The following is a 17,405-nucleotide window of genomic DNA, read 5'->3' as shown; positions in this document are numbered from 1 at the left end:
CAGCCTTAAAGGCTGCCTGATGATGGACTGAAAAATTAAAGTCTAGAAACGGATACCAATACCGGCATAGGCCAAAATCGGATTCACTTCAATATCGGCCTTAGAACGAATAAGTTCGCCATGCGTTGCATCGGTCACGGTAATGGTAGTGTCATTTTGCAGATGTGCATAGGACAGCGAACCAACCGCAAACCATTTTTCATTAAAGTCATAGGTAAAACCAACTGTTGCTACCGGTGCGAACGTATCCGAGGCTTCAAGTTCGACTTTCGGATTGGCATTACTAGGTGTGCCTTCCAGTGATGCACCGGCTTGCCCCTGTTTGATATTGGCAATCATATGACCGGCGGCAATCAGATCCTGTTCGGTGCGTGGGTTAATTTCCAGTTCGTTAAAGTAGGCATACATTAAACCTAGGCCGACATAAGGGCGGAATTTATTCACGCCGGTTTTGCCAAAGTGATATTGAAACTCAAATGCTGGTGTCCAAGCACGTGCCGAAGCTGCAGGACCATGCGCTTCTAGATCGGTAATGAAAATATCATTTTCAAGCTCTAAATTTCCTAAAGCTCCGCCCATAGGTGTTGCAGTTGCTGAAAAAGGTGCATAAATTTTTCCTTTGCCTTGTAAATCGACTTTAGGCGGAATACCAGCTTTCATTTCAAAAGAAATATTGTCGGTAAAAAAGTAATTGGTCATGATGCCCAATGTGGTGACATCATCGGCTTCTAAACCCGTACCTGGATTATCCCATTGACTGAGTCCACGGATTTCAGCAGTTCCACTCAGTGCTGAGGCGACATCAGCATTAATTAAAGCTAGCCCATCAAGAGTAGCCTTTAAGAAAGGATTGACGCTACTTCCTGGTTTGATATTGTCGAGCACCGTTTGTGCTTTGATATCTCCAACTTTTGCAGTTTCACCTTCTTTAACCGATGTGTTAACTCGGAAAGGTTGGGCTTTACCTTGTGGCATGACATGTAAAGCACCGACCGATACAGAAAAGCGTTTAAATCCATCACCATCTTGCAGGCTAAAATACGGTGAGGCATAAGAAACAGCAGGTAAGGCCAACAGCGTGCTGGCAAATAATAAGGTCTTCTTCATATATAAGGGACTCCATGTCCAATTTGTTGCTCGTTTTTATAAGGGCCATTATTTAATAGTTAGATAAAGCAAGACTGTTGTTTTTGAAGAAGATTGTTTTATTACATTTGTAACATTCTTGAAATAAGTTTGCTGCTCTGTGACTTATTTATGACTTGTGTAGCTAGAAATGGTGATACGGTTTTCAGAGATAAAGCCTAAATTTTAATTTAAGTTATTGATTAATATATTTTAATTTTGAGTTTTAAGCTGTAAAAAAGGCCACATAAATGTGACCTTTCTGACAATTTTTTTAGTTTTTACGCCAATGACAGCTTAAGACTGGAAACGTGACAGGTCTTCTTCAGGGCGTGCAGTCAGGACTTCCAGACCGTCTTTAGTCACTAAAATAGTGTGTTCATATTGCGCTGAAAGTTTGTGATCTTTGGTCACCACGGTCCATTTGTCGCCAAGTAATTTGGTTTGCCATACGCCTGCATTCACCATTGGTTCAATGGTAAAGGTCATGCCTTCTTCTAAAATCATACCGGTATCTGGATGGCCATAATGCAGCACTTGTGGTTCATCATGGAAAGTGGTACCGATGCCATGACCGCAATATTCGCGCACCACACTAAAGCGCTCAGATTCGACATATTTCTGAATGGCATGGCCAATATCACCAATGGTCGCACCTGGTTTTACAACTTCCATACCGCGGTACATAGCTTCCTGTGCTACTTTGCATAGACGGTTGGCAAGAATAGAAGTTTCGCCGCCCACCACATACATCATGTTGGTATCGCCGTGGTAGCCATCTTTAATGACTGTGACATCAATATTCAGGATATCGCCTTTTTTCAATGTCTTGTTTTCAGATGGAATACCGTGACACACCACGTGGTTTACCGAAGTACAGATGGTATGCTGGAAGGCCGGACGACCTGGGGCTGCACCATAGCCCAGGCAGGCTGGAATGGCATTTTGTACATTGACAATATAATCGTGACAAATCGTATCAAGCTCAAGTGTGGTTACACCCGGTTTGATATGTGGCTTGATCATATCCAAAACTTCCGCTGCCAGTCGTCCCGCTACCCGCATTTTCTCAATTTCATCTGCGGTTTTAATTAATCGACGAGGCGCTTGATAAGTACTGTTCATGATCTCTAAAAACTTTTGGAAATTTATATGTGACTATGGTATAAATAGCCGCCCATTTTATCAAATGCTTTTTCGTGAATAAATTTCGCGGGCATTGTGCGATGGGGCAACAAAATCCGCACATATATCGTCACATTACTCTGGGTGCCCTTTGGGGTGGAGAATGCGGATATATGGAGGCCTAACCCAAACTTTAAGGTAAAGAAAATGGCAGATTACAACGTAAGCATGCGCGACCTTCTACAAGCTGGCGCGCACTTTGGTCACCAAACTCGTTTCTGGAACCCAAAAATGCGTCAATACATCTTTGGCGCGCGCAACAAAATTCACATCATCAACCTTGAGCACACTGTTCCTGCGTTAAATGATGCTTTGAACTTCGCTAACCAATTAGCAAGCAAAAAGAACAAAGTTTTGTTCGTTGGTACTAAACGTGCTGCTTCTAACATCATCCGTGAACAAGCTCAACGCGCTGGTCAACCATACGTAGATCACCGTTGGTTAGGTGGTATGTTGACGAACTGGAAAACACTTCGCCAATCTATCAACCGTTTAAAAGATCTTCAAACTCAATCTACTGACGGTACTTTCGCTAAGCTGACTAAACGTGAAGCTTTAGAGCGTAGCCGTGAGATGGAAAAACTTGAACGTGCTTTAGGCGGCGTTAAAAACATGGGTGGTTTACCTGACGCATTATTCGTAATTGACGTTGACCACGAAGCAATCGCGATCAAAGAAGCGAAAAACCTAGGTATTCCTGTAATCGGTATCGTTGATACAAACTCTAACCCAGACAACGTAGACTACGTTATTCCGGGTAACGACGATGCGATCCGTGCAGTAACACTTTACGCTTCTGCTATGGCTGATGCGATCATTGCTGGTAAAGAGTACGCTCAAACCCAAGCAAATGCTCAAGCGAAAGGCGAAGAAGCTCCAGCTTCTGAGGCTTAATGCGTTTTTGACGCAAGCTTGTCATTTTTGCGACATGTGATGGTGGCAAAGTAAGCGTCATGTATGCAGGCGGCCCATGAGTATCCTCTGGGCCGTTTCTGTTCTAAAAAGAATTCATTTTCTACCGAATTAGGAGATTCACATGACTGCTATTACTGCAAGCATGGTTAAAGAATTGCGTGACCGTACTGGTTTAGCAATGATGGAATGTAAAAAAGCTTTGACAGAAGCGGGTGGTGACATCGAATTAGCGATTGACAACCTTCGTAAATCTGGTCAAGCAAAAGCTGCTAAAAAAGCAGGTAACATTGCTGCTGACGGTGCGATCACAATCGCTCAAGAAGGTAACAAAGCAATCCTTCTAGAAGTAAACTGCCAAACTGACTTCGTTGCTAAAGACGAAAACTTTGCTGGCTTCTCTGCGAAAGTTGCTGCTGCTGCACTTGCTGCTGGCGAAACTGACGCTGCAAAAATTGCTGAACTGAAACTTGAAGATGGCCAAACTGTTGAAGAAGCGCGTATTGCTCTTGTTCAAAAAATTGGGGAAAACATCCAGGTTCGTCGTGCGCAAATCATTGAAGGTGAAAACCTTGCAGTTTACAAACACGGTCTGAAAATCGGTGTTGTTGTTGCTTACACAGGTGAAGCTGAAACTGGTAAAGGTATTGCAATGCACGTTGCTGCGTTCAACCCGGTTGCAGTAACTGCTGAACAGGTTCCTGCTGAGCTGATCGCGAAAGAGAAAGAAATTGCTGAAGCAAAAGCAATCGAATCTGGTAAGCCAGCGAACATCGTTGAAAAAATGGTAACTGGTTCAGTTGAAAAATACCTGAACGAAGTTGTTCTTGAGCGTCAAATGTACGTAATCGACAACGAGAAGAAAGTTGCTGATGCATTGAAAGCTGCTAACACAACTGTTGCTCAATTCGTTCGCTTCGAAGTAGGTGAAGGTATTGAGAAGAAAGCAGAAATGAGCTTCGCAGAAGAAGTTGCTGCTGCTCAAGCTGCTGCAAAATAATTTATTTTGCGAAAAAGCCCCGTTTCGGGGCTTTTTTTATGACCAAGACAACAACAGGAAGAACAATGTCGAAGAAAACCAATATGGGCATTGGCGCAGTAATTCTGCTGCTGGTTGCGGCTTATTTAGGTATCGACCTACAACCGCAAAACTCCGGTTCAAATACCTTCACTCAACAGCAGTCTGAAACCACACTGCAAGCTCCCGTTCAGGATGATACCGCCAAAATTGCCCAAGCCTTTCAGCAACGAAAAAATGATGTACAGGTACAAGCTACTGGTACAGTAGTGGCACTGTTAAGTGATGACAATGAAGGTTCGCGCCATCAGCGTTTTATTCTGGAACTTGGCAATGGGCAAACCTTGCTGGTTGCCCACAATATTGATTTGGCTCCACGCATCGACCGTCTGCAAAAAGGCGATACTGTCGAGTTCTTTGGTGAATATGAATATACCGACAAAGGTGGCGTGATTCACTGGACCCATCATGATCCGCAAAAACGCCATGTTGATGGCTGGTTAAAGCATCAGGGAAGCATCTATCAATAAGCCCTCCAGCACTGGAGCAAAATGCTTCCTGATGTGTAAGCGTCTTTAGGTTTGGACATCCAGATGCGTGGTGTGCTGGCGAGATTTCCAGGATGGTAAAATCTTGCCTAAATAGGCATCCATACACCAGAGCGGTCCAATCAGCAGGAATTGCAGATCTTTAAAGAACGATGGTTTTTTGCCTTCGACCTTGTGGCCATAGAACTGTCCAATCCAGGCAAAAACAAACAGCGCAATATAAAAACCAACACCAACCGGTAAAATCCAGATTAACCAGGCCATCACCAGAGTCAGTGCTGCCATGGCCACGGCCAGTACCAGATCCAGGCGTGCATAAAAAATAAAGGCCAGCACCAGTAACAGAGCAGTAAGCAGGGCGCTGAAATGCGCAATGATGCCAATAATGGAAAAATAGATGGTCGGTACACAGACCCAGTGAATCAGTTTATTGGTCTTGTTTTGATGACTTTCGCTATATTCATCCAGCCATTCTGAAATTGTTTTCATGCAGCACTCCTTTTGCATTATTTTTCTGAGTTTTCAAGAATGTTCTCACTATAAACGAGAAACAGAAAACGGTCAAAATTGGCCGGCAAAAATACCTGAAAATCTCAAAATGAGGGAAATAGGGAAATTCCTGTATAAAGGAATAGGGCTAAATGCGCATAGGATGCGTTTTAAGCGCAGAAAAAAATAAAAAGCTACCTAAGGATTCAAAAAGGATGAAAAGCACGCTAAGCGTGGAAATGAATGCAAATCTGTATTTTTAGAACAGATCATTCACTTTGATGACCAGATCAGCGTATTTAAAATCCAAAAAATGGATAGGGAAGTAAGCGTCTTTCCCTGAATTTGGGCATTAAAAAAGCCACCTGAGGTGGCTTTTGGGTCATATGGTGCAGGAGCTTAAACGGGTATTAGGAGTTTGGACCATCTACACGTTCAATGCTGACTTTGGCTACGCCGGCATTGGTAATGCCTAAACGTTTCGCAGCACCGTAAGATAAGTCAACTACACGGTTACCATGGAATGGACCACGGTCATTAACCTTAACGATTACGCTTTTGCCATTGTTCTTGTTGGTTACACGGATATAGCAGTTCAGTGGCAGGCTGCGGTGTGCTGCAGTCATGGCATTCATGTCGAATGTTTCGCCGCTGGCAGTTTTACGACCGTGGAACTGACGACCATACCAGGAAGCCATACCGGTCTGGCTGAACTTACGAACAGTATTCGATGCTACGGTATTTAACTTTTCAATGACAGAAGGCTCTTCTTCTGGGATTTCAATTTTTGCAGCGATGGTTTCGCGGCGGATTTTATCGCCAGAACGTTCTGTAATTGAAAGGCTATTTAAATTAGAGAAGTGGGTATTAAAGCTTTGTGCTTCTTTGTTCAGCACACGGGCAGCCAGGCTAGAGCTTTCATTGTCGTTATTGAACGATGATGACTGCACCATTTCGGCTTGCGACTGACTTAAGGTAAATACCGTCGACAGCGCCAGTAAATATTTAATTGAAGAATGCATATGTTTAAAACTCCTGCAGCTTGATGCCGTGAATCAACCTTAAGTGGTTGATATAGCAGACATCATGCCTGTTATTTCACTTTTGCAACCATATTTGACGAAATGGATAATATTCATCGTTTACTAAAGGTGTCTAGTCTTTACACGGAAATAACGACAAAAAATACCAAACCTTTACCTCTTTTGGTTAAATAATAACCAATATTGTAACAATGTATGTGAAAAGCCGGTTTTGTGCGCAAAATCTCGTAAAAAAATCTTGACTTTGTAACTTTTTAGTAAAAATAAGTTCTTATCGACTGACAATTTCAGTACCCAATAACCAGAGTGCAGTGGCATACATACGGCTGCGGTTATAGGTGGTAATCACCTGAAAGTTTGGATAGGTGATGTAATAAATTGGACCATAATTTTCTTGTAATTGAATGACATTGACCAGATCGAGGTCATCAATTTTCACAATCGGATTCAGCGGACTGATGCCCTGATTTTTCAGCACACCATACGGGGTAGGCAAGGTTAGATCTTTGGCAATCACTGCATCTGGAGTTGAGCCGCTATAACGGGCAGGGAATGCAATCGGCTGATTACGCTGCCAGCCATGTTGGGCCAAATAGTTGGCAATCGAACCAATCGCATCTACTGCTGAATTTCTTAAATCAATATGTCCGTTGCCATCATAATCGACGCCAAATTTAGGAATATTGCTTGGCATAAACTGCGGATAGCCAATTGCACCGGCATAGGAACCGACCACAGAATGGGTGGCAACACCATCTTTATAGCTCCAGGCAATTAGCGCAGACAGTTCACTCTGGAAATATTCGGCCCGGCGTGGATAACCAAAACCTAAAGTGGCCAGCGCATCCCGGGTAATAAAAGAGCCTTTATTGGAACCAAAACCGGTTTCCACACCTAAAATCCCCAGAATAATCGCTTGTGGCACGCCAAACTGCTGTTCAGCACGATTCAGGGTATCGGCATATTGCTGTTTGAAACGCACACCACGTTGAATGGTGCTTTCAGCCAGAAAATTGGTTTTATAGGCATACCACGGTTTGCTTTCACCGGGACGATTCATGATGTTGATAATATTCGGCAGATTTTTGGCACCGCTCATGGCGCGATCAATTTGCTCGGAACTGAGCCCATACTGCTGCATGGTTTTTTGCTTAAAGTTTGGATAGTCCGGATGGCTGAGGAAGTCATTGGCCTGAACAACACTGGATAAGGAAAGAGCACCAACAAGTAAAGAAAGACGCTGTAATTTTTTATAGAAATAACGATTCAACATATTGGTTCAATTTCCCAATGTATTATCAATTTAGTGACAAAAAGCAGATGATGTTTAAAAATTAAAACAGGTTGAGCAAAAGTGTCGATTTAAAAAGACAGTTCACACAGGCAATTAAGATAACATTCATTCTGGCGCTACAGGCAAGCGCATATACAAAAAGTGACAAAGCCTGTCTAAAAAATGCGCGCTGTTTGTAACAAAGTTCAACCGGGGCTTCATCATCCCTTCTTTATAGAGAAATGTTGCGGGAAAAGTGGCATAAAAAAACCTGACCGGAGTCAGGTTTATTGAAGGTGTTTCTACTTAGGCATGAAACAGGGTGTCGTGATATTCCGCCAGCGCGACCAGTTCATCTTTGGTCAGATTTGGAATAATTTTATCCACCGCAATATGTACAGCTTTAATAACCGCAGCTGAGCCAATATCAGCTGCTTTACGTTTGATCATGCCCAAATCGAGGGTTTTATTAAAGTCATTCATAAAATGACGCACAGTAGCTTCAGCAAACCGTTTATACAACTCGGCCAAAGCAGACTTGTTAATGTCTTTGCCGGCTTTAATTTCGGCATAGGTGTTTTTTAGATTGGTCACCAGGCTGGCATCTAAACTTTCACCGACACGCGTGTTGCCGTCTGCATCTTTAAACAGGCTGCGTTCAGAAAATTCAATTGATTGCTTGACCACATCGTTCGGGGCTTTACTCAACAATTGCTTGAGTAACACCGCTACGGTGGATTTGACATAACCGGCCAGTTTTTCCGCAGTATCGCGTTTGTCACTTGGCGGGAAACGGCGGACAAGCTCGGTTAAAATGGCATCAATGATTTCATCATTAATCATTAATGCTGTTTTATCACGTAATGGATACAGCGGTTCGCTTGAATTTTTTTTCTGCTGCGCAGTTTGAATGGTATTTAAAAGTTCCTCGGAAGGAATAAAACCAAAAAATGGCATCTGTTAACCTCAATGTTTTTTTATTGTCGCGCTAAACGAATAGGGCGAGGCATCCATGTTAAATCCGATACACGACATGGATTAATGTCTAATCCGCCACGACGTGTATAGGTGGCATACACCATCAGTTTTTCAGGATTCAGGTTTTGCCAGATGTCGGCAAACATCTGTTCAACACATTGCTCATGAAAACCGTTATGCTGACGGTAAGAAATAATATAAGCCAAAATACTGCGATAACAAGGTTTTTTACCCTGATAGCGGATAAAAACTGTGCCCCAGTCAGGTTGACCGGTGACCGGACAGTTACTTCTCAGTAAATGTGAATACAGTTGCACTTCGACCTGTTCGTCTTGCTCGGCATCGTGCTGTAATAAGGACGCATCCGGATGATTTTCCAGTCGGGTCGGGCTTAAGTCATCAATACATATGCCTTCAGGATGGCTAATTGCCAGATCATCGACAGATAACAGTTCCAGATTGACCTGTGCCTGTGCCGCGGCTGATAAATCCTGCTCGACGGTATTGATCAGCGCGTCTGTTGAAGCAAAGGTGCTAAAGTTCAAACTGTTGAAATACAGCTTTAAAGATTTCGACTCGATTAAATTTGGTGAGGTGGCAGGCAAGTGAATCCGGCCAATAGCAACTTGCGGAACGCCGGCTGCATTTAACCAGGACATCTCAAAGACATGCCACCAGTCTTTACCTTGCTGAATACCAGCCACATGCGCATATTTTTCCCGCGCTTCAGCACGCGCAATCGGAAACAGCACATCAGGTTGATAAGTTGTAGGGTACTGAGTGTCTTTACCCAATAAAGAATTTTCTACGCTCATTATTCACGCATTCCTGAACCACGGGAGAGTAAATGATAGGCAATGCCATATAACACAGCACAGCATAATGTAATCACGCCTAGGGAAACGGTCACGTTGACATCGCTATGTCCTAAAATGCCATAACGGAAGGCGTTGACCATATACACTACAGGGTTAATTAAAGAAAGGTTTTGCCAAAACGGCGATAATGCACTAATTGCATAGAACACACCACCTAAATAGGTGAGCGGTGTTAGCACAAAGGTTGGAATAATGGAAATATCATCAAATGATTTGGCATAAACGGCATTAATAAAACCGCCTAAAGACAGTAATAATGAAGTGATCAGTACGGTATAAATAGTCACAAACCAGTTGGTAATGTATAGGTCGGTGAAAAACAGGCTCATTAAGGTCACAATAATGCCGACCAGTACGCCGCGACATACTCCACCCAGCACATAGCCCCACAAAATGGCATGTAATGGCACCGGACTCATGATCAGTTCTTCAATGCTTTTCTGGAATTTGGCACTAAAGAAACTAGAGGAGACGTTGGCATAACTGTTGGTAATGACCGCCATCATGATCAGGCCGGGCACAATAAACTGCATATAGCTAAAGCCGCCCATTTCCCCAATACGTGAACCGACCAGATTACCGAAAATCACGAAATATAGACTCATGGTGATGGCCGGTGGTAACAGGGTTTGTGGCCAGATCCGCATAAAACGGCGGATTTCCTTATGAACCAGCGTATACAGCGCAACTCTTAATTGATTAAAGTTCATTGCGCGACTCCTGCAAGATTTTTCTCTACCATCTTCACAAATAATTCTTCAAGACGATTGGCCTTGTTGCGCATACTGCGCACCTGTACCCCTTGTGATTCCAGTAACTGGAACAGCTCATTCACGGTATGGGCCTTGTCCATAGTCACTTCCAGGGTCAGCGGATCGACCAGATTAAAACGTACCCCGATAATATCCAGATGAATGGGCTGAATCGGCTGAACTAGATCGAAAATAAAGGTTTCTTCATTCAGCTGGTTCAGGAAGCCTTTCATGGTGGTGTCTTCTTTAATCACACCGCGGTCAATAATGGCAATCCGGCGGCACAGCATTTCCGCTTCTTCCAGGTAGTGGGTGGTCAGAATAATGGAAGTGCCACTATTGTTCATTTCAATCAGGAAATCCCACATCGAGCGGCGCAGTTCGATATCGACCCCGGCGGTCGGTTCATCCAGAATCAGCAATTTCGGTTCATGCATCATGGCGCGGGCAATCATCAAGCGGCGTTTCATCCCGCCAGATAGCATTCGCGCTTGCGTGGCACGTTTATCCCACAGCCCCAGTTTTTCTAAATACAGTTCGGCGCGCTGCTGCGCCACTTTTTTGGGAATACCGTAATAACCGGCCTGGGTCACCAGAATATCAAAGGTTTTTTCAAAATGACCAAAGTTAAACTCTTGTGGTACCACGCCCAGACACTGTTTGGCTTGAGAGGGATGGGTATCCAGATTGTGGCCAAAAATTTCCACGGTACCCGAGGTTTTCTTGGTTAAGGAGCTAATGATACTGATCGTTGTAGATTTGCCTGCACCGTTGGGACCCAGCAGCGCATAAAATTCACCTTCAGGTACAGTCAAATTGATACCTTTTAAGGCCTGAAACCCATTGCGATAGGTTTTAGACAAGTCTCTTAACGTCAATGCATCAGTCATGAAAATCTCGCATGGTGTAGGGAGAGGCTATTGTGAGCGATATTGCCCAATAAACCAAGTAATCTACCGGGAATTCTGCATCGTATATTTGGAACGATTGCTTAAAGCATAAGCATAAAAATAAAGAACTTATATATAGTTGCTTTACCTTGTGCATTTTTTTGTTATGATGTGCGACGCGCGCTCGTAGCTCAGTTGGATAGAGTACAAGTTTCCGAAGCTTGGGGTCGTGGGTTCGATTCCCGCCGGGCGCACCAAATTCTGATCCATAAAAAACTATAAAAATTACCAAGATTCAATCATTTAAAACTCTTTACTTCAGTTTTGAACCAAAATCCTTTCCATAATCTGGCTTGAATAACGAATGCTGAACCATCATCGTAGGACAGTGCTTATTGGTCTGCCTTTCTATATTTGGTTAAAAAGTAGTCATTGAACTGCATTTTCTTTGCATTTTTTATCTTTATTTGGATTAAAGAATCATCATTTCTAGATTTTTATCGCCTCATCACCCACAAAATAGAAACATCCGCTTTAAGCTTTACATTAGGACAGAAAGGCTGAATAAAAAATCTGTTTAATCAGAAAAATCTCGTCACTACATCAGATCAGTTTAGTGAAATATAGAAGCACCTAAATTTAAATAATCTATATGGTTTTAAAATATTTTTTCTTTATATGACTGGCATTGAGATGGCATATCAAAAATAAGCATAACTGTCGGATGAATTCGCCATAGCCGGAAGCGATTTTTCAGCCTATAAATGTCGCAGGGTAAATTACTAAAACACCATAAGAGTCAGAACAATGGGTTATATCGTTAAATTAATTCCTGAAGAAGTCTATTTTGTGCCGAATGATCATGAAATTGGCATGACAGAATCGCGTGAAAAAGCAATTGTAGAGGGTCTGTTTTTCGAATATGCCAATGCGCGGGCAAAAGTCAGGCTGTTTAATAAAGACCTGGTTGAAAATATTGATTACATCATTGAATCGACCAGCGAAGATCCGGTGCAACTCAAGTAAAGCTAGACATAATCCAAGAAAAATAATCACAGAAAAAGGACGCTGAATTGAGCGTCCTTTTGATAAATAGGGGATCAATGAGTCGTATCTAGCTTATTCATTATGGATGATTCGGTTCCTGATACACAATCAGGGCCGTTAAAATAGGAACTGCGAAGGCTGGAATTAACAGCATAATCCAGTACTCGACGCTTGGCATGTTGCTCAAGAATTGATACACGATAAAACCTAGACCTAAAACTGCAAACAGGCAGAATGCAAACAGAATAATAAATTTTTGCATCTTCAATTCCTCTTTTTAATTTAATGTCTCAAGTCCACTATAACGGATAACGCAGAATTTAGAAAAAGACTTATGTTTCATTCTGTTGCCGGCGATTATTTGCTATCAATCTAGCGATAGAGCAGGGTGAAAATGAGAGCAGATGCGCTGAGAAAAATAAGGCTGAATTTCACGACAGAAATATAATAAGCCTGATTAATTTTTGTTCAATAGGCTTTTTGCTATACAAATGCTGAGAAATGTTAGAAGGCTTGCCAATCCAAGCCGAAGGGGACTATAGTGAACGTACAGTAGGTCGCAAAACAAAGACGCTACGATGTAGTTGGACGGATCAATGACAGCTTGTTGAGTTTGTAACTCCGGTTTAAACAATAGATCTAGCACTAGCCTTCCAACATAAAAAAGCTCGCAGCAATGCGAGCTTTTTCTTGCTTAAAATAACGATGAATTGAGCGTCACATTGAGCAAATTGTTAAGAATAAGAAAAATCGGATAAAATGTTAAACCATAAAAATCAATCACTTATTTTTAATTATACTGACCTAATAAAGCATAGAATTAACATTGTCAAACAAATTAACAACTCTGTTTAGTCAAACTTAAATCAGCTATGCTATAACAAATTGTCTTCAAGAAAACCAATGATAAGAGGAAATAACCATGAGCCAATTAATTGATATTAAAGTAGAAGATCAGTATCAGCACCGTTATGATGCCAAAGCACAGCTGCGTCAGATTGCTGAAAATGCCAAAACAGCTGAATTGCCGTTATTTAAGAAAATTGACCATATTATTGTCGAGGATGAAATTATCCTGCCAAGTATTGAATTATTTTTTGAAAGCCAGAAGAGCAATAATATTTATAAAATTATTGAATAGAAAGAAACTTAGCATTTGCTAAGTTTCTTGTTTTAAGCTGGCCTAAGCGGTTTCAAACTGATTCAGCACATGCGCCAACAGTTGATAAAGCGCCAGACGATTTTTATTGGCCTGCTCAACTTCTGTTTTATTTAAGCGGATTTCTTTTTTCAAACGACCTCGTGTACGTTGTTGTACACAGACATGCTGCGAAGATACCGGATCATTTTTAAGCGTTAATTGTGGGCCTTGATGATAATGAAACAAGGCATGTAAACATTGATCCAAGCTCGGATAAAAATGAGAAATGGTTAAGGCGGTGAGGTTCGCAGACTTAGGGATATGCCGACTCATACGTCTTTACTCTTTATTTATAAGTGACCTGATTCTAAAAGACTTGTGCCCATTTTGCATGCATAAAGTTGTAAAAAGCGATGCCTGATCTTCAAAGACTTCAAAACAGGTGATGATTTCACTTTAACCGCTTTAAATCAGGCTGACATCCACATCGTATTTATGAAATTCCTGTAAAATGCTGCGCAGCATCTGTTGGGCGGTTTCATCTGCGGCGTTCAGGATGATTTCCTGATTGCGAGTGCTATCGAAGCATTCAATCGCCTGAATCAGCCAGCGCTGTTCATGTTCGGTGCTGTGAATGATGATACGGCGGGGCTGTAACTGTGCGGAAACCTGACGTGGAATGACATGGGTAATGGCCAGTTGAATCTGCTTGAGTTCGTCTTTAGGACTTAAAAAGGTGATGACCCAGTTTCCGACTTTGCTGAGTTGCATCGGATTATCAAAGGGTTCAAATTGCAGGTAGTGCAGAGCAGACATGCTTCATTCCCAACAGAATACAGAGCTGTTGTTATGCCGTGCTGTGGCCAATCTCACTATTGGTCTTAAGTCTTAGTGTTTTAAGAAAGGATTGCTTATTTTTAATTATTTTTCTAAAAGCTGAACAATAACCGCTATTTATAAAAGTTTTTAGCATGTATAAAGAAAATTCTTAGATGAAAAAAGACTTAAAGTGAAGCAAAATTATATGAATCTTCAGGTGCTTTGCAGGCTTTGCAGCGAAAAGTTAATTTGCTGTAAAGCATGGTTCAGTTCTTTTGGTGGCAAACGCGATTCCTGTAATTCGGTGATCCACTGCATTTGGCACAGTTTCAGGCTACGAATATCCGGTGCAGCCTGAATGCGGAGAATAAGCTGCTTGGCCATTAGGCCACAATAACGCTGCAACAAGCTGGCCATTAATTGCTTGGTGTCTTCAAAGCTCAAGGCAACCAGCGGTTCTGGCTCTGGCTCCACTTCTGGTGGTACTTCAATTTCCAGGACCGGAATTTCTGGAGCAATCGCGGCGGGTTCGGCTTCAGCCACTTTGGCCGCTGAAGACGGGGCAATAATATGTTCGACCCATTTTTCCACCAGTTTTGGTACCGGCGTATTTAAGGTGGTTTTAATTTCTGAACGTAGGGTAGAGGCTGCTTCACTTTGCGGTTCGGCTTGAGCTGGCACCAAAATTTCTGCTTCGGCTGGCTCGGTCGCAGCAGAGCTGATTAAACCCATCTCCAGCAATTGTTCAATTAATTCTGGCGTAGCAATACGCTGTTTAAACTGGTCGCCCAATTGCTCGAAATCTTCGGTTCCAATTAGCACCAGAAGACGGCGTTGACGTGCATTCAATTGCCGCTGGCGTTGTTGCAGGGCGTCAATGCCCAACTGTGTTTTATGATAATGAATCATGCCTTAATTTATTCCCCAAATAAATTAAGGCTGACTATAAAGAATGAAAATTACACTAATATGAAGGGATTATGACATTGTTGGGCTTAGAGTGTGACGATGTTGGCGTTCTCAAGGGCTTTTCTTAAATAAGGGTCAAGTTCATCCTGACGCAGCAACCATTGGATATAATCATTTGGTAAATCGGCAATGGCTGTACCACGATGCTTACCAAAACTCATGACACGTGGAATACGGGCATCTTCAGATGCAGCATATAAGGCTTCAATACTGTCAATTTGCAGATGATGCACAATATGCATCAGGATATTGGCGGTCAAAATAATATCCATATCGGCCCGATGGGCTTTTTTAATCATATCGCGGGCTTTTTCGCTGCCTTTGCTGATCATGTAAATTAAGGCAGAAATATTGTGCGCTTCAACATCGGGCCAGACCAGACGCGCTAGAGCAAGGGTACAAATCGCTTTAATATGAGAAGTATCAACACCGCATTTTTGAATAGCGCGAATGTCGTAATCAATATTGTGACCAATGATATACAGCGTTTCTTCAGGCAGGCGGAAACTGCTGTAATGCGGCTGATCAAGCAGGTCGGATTCCAGAATATGATGCACGGCCATCGCGGCATAGGAAATCGGTTCATCGACCTGATAAAACTGGTCAAAAATTTGCGATTTATCCAGGCTGATTTTGCCCTGTTGTAATTGAATGGGCGCATAGGCAACTTCGATCGGATAACCATTCAGGGTATGGGTTTCAGTGTCGAGAATAATCGCGTGCATGTGCTCATTCGCTTGTTAAGGGGTTTAAAAAGCAATCTAACACTATCATGTTGAAAGTTACAGGGCTGTCGGGCGAATAATCGGCATTTGTGGGCCGTTCAGCTTATCTATTTTAAAGATAAGTGACTCTATTTTAATACAATACACTTATATATTAATTGCACTGATATTGCCTGAGCGCAGGAAACAGCGTAAAAGTGAAAATTGCGAAGGACGCAACTTTAGAATAATACCTGTATAAGGATAATCAGATGAGAAAAATTTGGCTTAGCGTGGCGTTGGCCAGCAGCAGTTTATTTTTAACGGCATGTAATGATGACAATGACAACAGCGCAGTCATCATTGATGATGGTATTCCGAAACACAGTATTAGTAATCCTTTGGTTGTCACACCTGAAGCTTACATATTGTCAGATATGGCGGCAACAGCAGATCAAAGTGTAAAAATGACCTATAAAATGCTAGGGGTACATGGGAGTGAAGTACAAGCAACCGCTTTATTATTTACACCTAAAACTGCACCGCCATTAACAGGTTGGCCAATTGTGGTTTGGGCGCACGGCACAACGGGTGTGGCAGATGCTTGTGCACCGAGTAAAGCACCTTTAAATATGTATATTAAGGGTATGATTGATCAATTGCTGGCAGCAGGTTATGTCGTGGTCGCCCCAGACTATGAGGGTTTAGGTGAGCCAAGTGAAAATGAAGCACATCCTTTCTTAAATTTACAAAGTGCTGCATTTTCTATTACTGATGCGGTGGTCGCTGCAAGACATTATTTGGGTAATCGAGCCGCTAAACAGTGGATGACCGTTGGACACTCTCAGGGCGGACATGCTGCATTAGGGGCTGCGCAGTTTGCATCACGTGCTCAGTTGGATTATAAAGGTACGATTGCGATCGCACCTGCTTCTAATTTAGCTGCGATTTTGACTGTGGGAGAACAGAGAGCTGCCCAATTAACAAATGTAGGAGATAAAATTAATACCTTAGCTATGTTGGATACTTATACCGCATTGATTACGGCGGGACTAAGAAATAAAAATCCTAGTCTAAGCTATCAGCAAGTATTTAAATCTCCTACAGATGGGATAGCTGCACTTGCAGACACTGAATGTTCTGATTTTTTAGGCGAAAAATTAGGGGAAGCAATGGGGCAATATGCTGCAGGAAATGAGTGGAGTATCGATGGATATCCGCGGACGCAACCAAATTTCTTAAGCTTGCCAGATGTAAGTCAATTTTTATCGAAAGATTCTCAACCGTTACAAGTTAAAGTGAATCAGCCAGTTATTATTTACCAAGGTGGGGCTGATGCGGTAGTACCTAAAGATGCAACAGATTTATTATTGAGTGGTCCAGCAGCTAAGCAATCGAATATTCAATACCATGTAGATATGAGTTGGAACCATAGTACTGTGTATGAGAAGAATTTGGATGAGATTGTTAAAGATGTGCAATCATTAATGCCTATTCAATAAGTCATTGAATTAAGACAAAGATTGCTTTGACTTGAAATAGCTCGTGTTTTATCTGAGGCATGAGCTATTTTTATGTAAAACTGAGAAAAGTTCATTCTCTCAGTTCACAAACTTTATGCTACAATACGCGCC

20 protein-coding genes and 1 tRNA gene are annotated in these 17,405 nt (G+C 42.2%); 7 read left to right on the top strand and 14 right to left on the bottom strand.

Annotated features, from left to right (window positions below; genetic code table 11):
* Nucleotides 1–42: 42 nt before the first annotated feature.
* Together P253_RS06435 and map are read right to left on the bottom strand one after the other, a co-directional pair.
* Nucleotides 43–1,107 (bottom strand): OmpW/AlkL family protein, encoded by a 1,065-nt coding sequence (locus P253_RS06435; RefSeq protein ID WP_016659202.1) that lies wholly within the window; start codon nt 1,105–1,107, stop codon nt 43–45.
* A 315-nt stretch (nt 1,108–1,422) separates the two neighbouring features.
* Nucleotides 1,423–2,250 carry a type I methionyl aminopeptidase gene (gene map, locus P253_RS06430; protein ID WP_016659201.1) on the bottom strand — a complete coding sequence of 276 codons (828 nt, stop codon included), beginning with the start codon at nt 2,248–2,250 and terminating at the stop codon, nt 1,423–1,425.
* 207 nt (nt 2,251–2,457) lie between these two features.
* Here map and rpsB point away from each other — a divergent pair, with 207 nt between their 5' ends.
* The 3 genes from rpsB (at nt 2,458) to P253_RS06415 (ending at nt 4,770) form a co-directional block, all read left to right on the top strand.
* On the top strand, nt 2,458–3,204 hold the full coding sequence (rpsB, locus tag P253_RS06425) for a 30S ribosomal protein S2 (protein ID WP_005179120.1): 747 nt from the start codon (nt 2,458–2,460) through the stop codon (nt 3,202–3,204).
* A 142-nt stretch (nt 3,205–3,346) separates the two neighbouring features.
* Nucleotides 3,347–4,222, top strand: a complete 876-nt coding sequence (tsf, locus tag P253_RS06420; RefSeq protein ID WP_005179118.1) for a translation elongation factor Ts — start codon at nt 3,347–3,349, stop codon at nt 4,220–4,222.
* Between the two features lie 65 nt (nt 4,223–4,287).
* Nucleotides 4,288–4,770 (top strand): DUF3465 domain-containing protein, encoded by a 483-nt coding sequence (locus tag P253_RS06415; protein WP_016659200.1) that lies wholly within the window; start codon nt 4,288–4,290, stop codon nt 4,768–4,770.
* Between the two features lie 45 nt (nt 4,771–4,815).
* Here the strand turns inward: P253_RS06415 and P253_RS06410 are convergent, their stop codons facing one another.
* The 7 genes from P253_RS06410 to P253_RS06375 form a co-directional block, all read right to left on the bottom strand.
* Nucleotides 4,816–5,277, bottom strand: a complete 462-nt coding sequence (locus tag P253_RS06410) for an Mpo1 family 2-hydroxy fatty acid dioxygenase (RefSeq protein ID WP_016659199.1) — start codon at nt 5,275–5,277, stop codon at nt 4,816–4,818.
* A gap of 410 nt (nt 5,278–5,687) precedes the next feature.
* Entirely contained in the window at nt 5,688–6,299 is a 612-nt protein-coding gene (locus tag P253_RS06400; protein ID WP_005179113.1) for a septal ring lytic transglycosylase RlpA family protein, read from the bottom strand.
* A gap of 292 nt (nt 6,300–6,591) precedes the next feature.
* Nucleotides 6,592–7,593 (bottom strand): lytic murein transglycosylase B, encoded by a 1,002-nt coding sequence (mltB, locus tag P253_RS06395; protein ID WP_005179112.1) that lies wholly within the window; start codon nt 7,591–7,593, stop codon nt 6,592–6,594.
* A gap of 306 nt (nt 7,594–7,899) precedes the next feature.
* Nucleotides 7,900–8,550: a hypothetical protein gene (locus tag P253_RS06390; RefSeq protein ID WP_016659198.1), complete on the bottom strand. Its 651-nt coding sequence runs from the start codon at nt 8,548–8,550 to the stop codon at nt 7,900–7,902.
* Between the two features lie 20 nt (nt 8,551–8,570).
* Complete coding sequence (queF, locus tag P253_RS06385; protein WP_005179110.1) at nt 8,571–9,386, bottom strand: NADPH-dependent 7-cyano-7-deazaguanine reductase QueF; 816 nt, start codon at nt 9,384–9,386, stop codon at nt 8,571–8,573.
* Nucleotides 9,386–10,159, bottom strand: a complete 774-nt coding sequence (locus P253_RS06380) for an ABC transporter permease (RefSeq protein ID WP_005179108.1) — start codon at nt 10,157–10,159, stop codon at nt 9,386–9,388. The genes queF and P253_RS06380 overlap by 1 nt, the downstream gene beginning before the upstream one ends.
* Nucleotides 10,156–11,091 (bottom strand): ABC transporter ATP-binding protein, encoded by a 936-nt coding sequence (locus P253_RS06375; RefSeq protein WP_005179107.1) that lies wholly within the window; start codon nt 11,089–11,091, stop codon nt 10,156–10,158. The genes P253_RS06380 and P253_RS06375 overlap by 4 nt, the downstream gene beginning before the upstream one ends.
* Nucleotides 11,092–11,271: 180 nt before the next feature.
* On the opposite strand from P253_RS06375, the gene P253_RS06370 reads away from it, so the two are divergent.
* Nucleotides 11,272–11,348, top strand: a tRNA-Arg gene (locus tag P253_RS06370).
* 550 nt (nt 11,349–11,898) lie between these two features.
* Nucleotides 11,899–12,117 (top strand): hypothetical protein, encoded by a 219-nt coding sequence (locus P253_RS06365; protein ID WP_005179105.1) that lies wholly within the window; start codon nt 11,899–11,901, stop codon nt 12,115–12,117.
* Nucleotides 12,118–12,217: 100 nt separating this feature from the next.
* Here the strand turns inward: P253_RS06365 and P253_RS06360 are convergent, their stop codons facing one another.
* On the bottom strand, nt 12,218–12,400 hold the full coding sequence (locus tag P253_RS06360) for a hypothetical protein (protein WP_005179103.1): 183 nt from the start codon (nt 12,398–12,400) through the stop codon (nt 12,218–12,220).
* Nucleotides 12,401–13,060: 660 nt separating this feature from the next.
* Between P253_RS06360 and P253_RS06355 the strand changes: the two genes are divergently transcribed.
* Nucleotides 13,061–13,279: a hypothetical protein gene (locus P253_RS06355; protein WP_005179101.1), complete on the top strand. Its 219-nt coding sequence runs from the start codon at nt 13,061–13,063 to the stop codon at nt 13,277–13,279.
* Nucleotides 13,280–13,321: 42 nt separating this feature from the next.
* Here the strand turns inward: P253_RS06355 and P253_RS06350 are convergent, their stop codons facing one another.
* The 4 genes from P253_RS06350 to P253_RS06335 all read right to left on the bottom strand — a co-directional run bounded on the left by P253_RS06350 (nt 13,322) and on the right by P253_RS06335 (nt 15,792).
* Nucleotides 13,322–13,612: a hypothetical protein gene (locus P253_RS06350; protein WP_016659197.1), complete on the bottom strand. Its 291-nt coding sequence runs from the start codon at nt 13,610–13,612 to the stop codon at nt 13,322–13,324.
* 132 nt (nt 13,613–13,744) lie between these two features.
* A complete protein-coding gene (locus P253_RS06345; RefSeq protein WP_016659196.1) occupies nt 13,745–14,095 on the bottom strand; it encodes a hypothetical protein in 351 nt (116 codons plus the stop codon).
* 216 nt (nt 14,096–14,311) lie between these two features.
* Nucleotides 14,312–15,007 carry a hypothetical protein gene (locus tag P253_RS06340; protein ID WP_016659195.1) on the bottom strand — a complete coding sequence of 232 codons (696 nt, stop codon included), beginning with the start codon at nt 15,005–15,007 and terminating at the stop codon, nt 14,312–14,314.
* Nucleotides 15,008–15,093: 86 nt separating this feature from the next.
* Nucleotides 15,094–15,792, bottom strand: coding sequence for a putative quorum-sensing-regulated virulence factor (locus P253_RS06335; protein WP_016659194.1), 699 nt, complete (start codon nt 15,790–15,792; stop codon nt 15,094–15,096).
* Between the two features lie 251 nt (nt 15,793–16,043).
* Between P253_RS06335 and P253_RS06330 the strand changes: the two genes are divergently transcribed.
* Nucleotides 16,044–17,273: an alpha/beta hydrolase gene (locus P253_RS06330; protein ID WP_016659193.1), complete on the top strand. Its 1,230-nt coding sequence runs from the start codon at nt 16,044–16,046 to the stop codon at nt 17,271–17,273.
* The last annotated feature ends 132 nt before the right edge of the window (nt 17,274–17,405 follow it).

It is taken from the genome of Acinetobacter indicus CIP 110367 (assembly GCF_000488255.1).
Classification (GTDB): Bacteria; Pseudomonadota; Gammaproteobacteria; order Pseudomonadales; family Moraxellaceae; genus Acinetobacter; species Acinetobacter indicus.
This window is presented reverse-complemented; position numbering and strand designations above follow the sequence as displayed.

Bases quoted from the DNA above. Each gene is read 5' to 3' on its own strand.
- P253_RS06435 (WP_016659202.1), bottom strand. From the start codon at position 1,107: ATGAAGAAGACCTTATTATTTGCCAGCACGCTGTTGGCCTTACCTGCT.
- map (WP_016659201.1), bottom strand. From the start codon at position 2,250: ATGAACAGTACTTATCAAGCGCCTCGTCGATTAATTAAAACCGCAGAT.
- rpsB (WP_005179120.1), top strand. From the start codon at position 2,458: ATGGCAGATTACAACGTAAGCATGCGCGACCTTCTACAAGCTGGCGCG.
- tsf (WP_005179118.1), top strand. From the start codon at position 3,347: ATGACTGCTATTACTGCAAGCATGGTTAAAGAATTGCGTGACCGTACT.
- P253_RS06415 (WP_016659200.1), top strand. From the start codon at position 4,288: ATGTCGAAGAAAACCAATATGGGCATTGGCGCAGTAATTCTGCTGCTG.
- P253_RS06410 (WP_016659199.1), bottom strand. From the start codon at position 5,277: ATGAAAACAATTTCAGAATGGCTGGATGAATATAGCGAAAGTCATCAA.
- P253_RS06400 (WP_005179113.1), bottom strand. From the start codon at position 6,299: ATGCATTCTTCAATTAAATATTTACTGGCGCTGTCGACGGTATTTACC.
- mltB (WP_005179112.1), bottom strand. From the start codon at position 7,593: ATGTTGAATCGTTATTTCTATAAAAAATTACAGCGTCTTTCTTTACTT.
- P253_RS06390 (WP_016659198.1), bottom strand. From the start codon at position 8,550: ATGCCATTTTTTGGTTTTATTCCTTCCGAGGAACTTTTAAATACCATT.
- queF (WP_005179110.1), bottom strand. From the start codon at position 9,386: ATGAGCGTAGAAAATTCTTTATTGGGTAAAGACACTCAGTACCCTACA.
- P253_RS06380 (WP_005179108.1), bottom strand. From the start codon at position 10,159: ATGAACTTTAATCAATTAAGAGTTGCGCTGTATACGCTGGTTCATAAG.
- P253_RS06375 (WP_005179107.1), bottom strand. From the start codon at position 11,091: ATGACTGATGCATTGACGTTAAGAGACTTGTCTAAAACCTATCGCAAT.
- P253_RS06365 (WP_005179105.1), top strand. From the start codon at position 11,899: ATGGGTTATATCGTTAAATTAATTCCTGAAGAAGTCTATTTTGTGCCG.
- P253_RS06360 (WP_005179103.1), bottom strand. From the start codon at position 12,400: ATGCAAAAATTTATTATTCTGTTTGCATTCTGCCTGTTTGCAGTTTTA.
- P253_RS06355 (WP_005179101.1), top strand. From the start codon at position 13,061: ATGAGCCAATTAATTGATATTAAAGTAGAAGATCAGTATCAGCACCGT.
- P253_RS06350 (WP_016659197.1), bottom strand. From the start codon at position 13,612: ATGAGTCGGCATATCCCTAAGTCTGCGAACCTCACCGCCTTAACCATT.
- P253_RS06345 (WP_016659196.1), bottom strand. From the start codon at position 14,095: ATGTCTGCTCTGCACTACCTGCAATTTGAACCCTTTGATAATCCGATG.
- P253_RS06340 (WP_016659195.1), bottom strand. From the start codon at position 15,007: ATGATTCATTATCATAAAACACAGTTGGGCATTGACGCCCTGCAACAA.
- P253_RS06335 (WP_016659194.1), bottom strand. From the start codon at position 15,792: ATGCACGCGATTATTCTCGACACTGAAACCCATACCCTGAATGGTTAT.
- P253_RS06330 (WP_016659193.1), top strand. From the start codon at position 16,044: ATGAGAAAAATTTGGCTTAGCGTGGCGTTGGCCAGCAGCAGTTTATTT.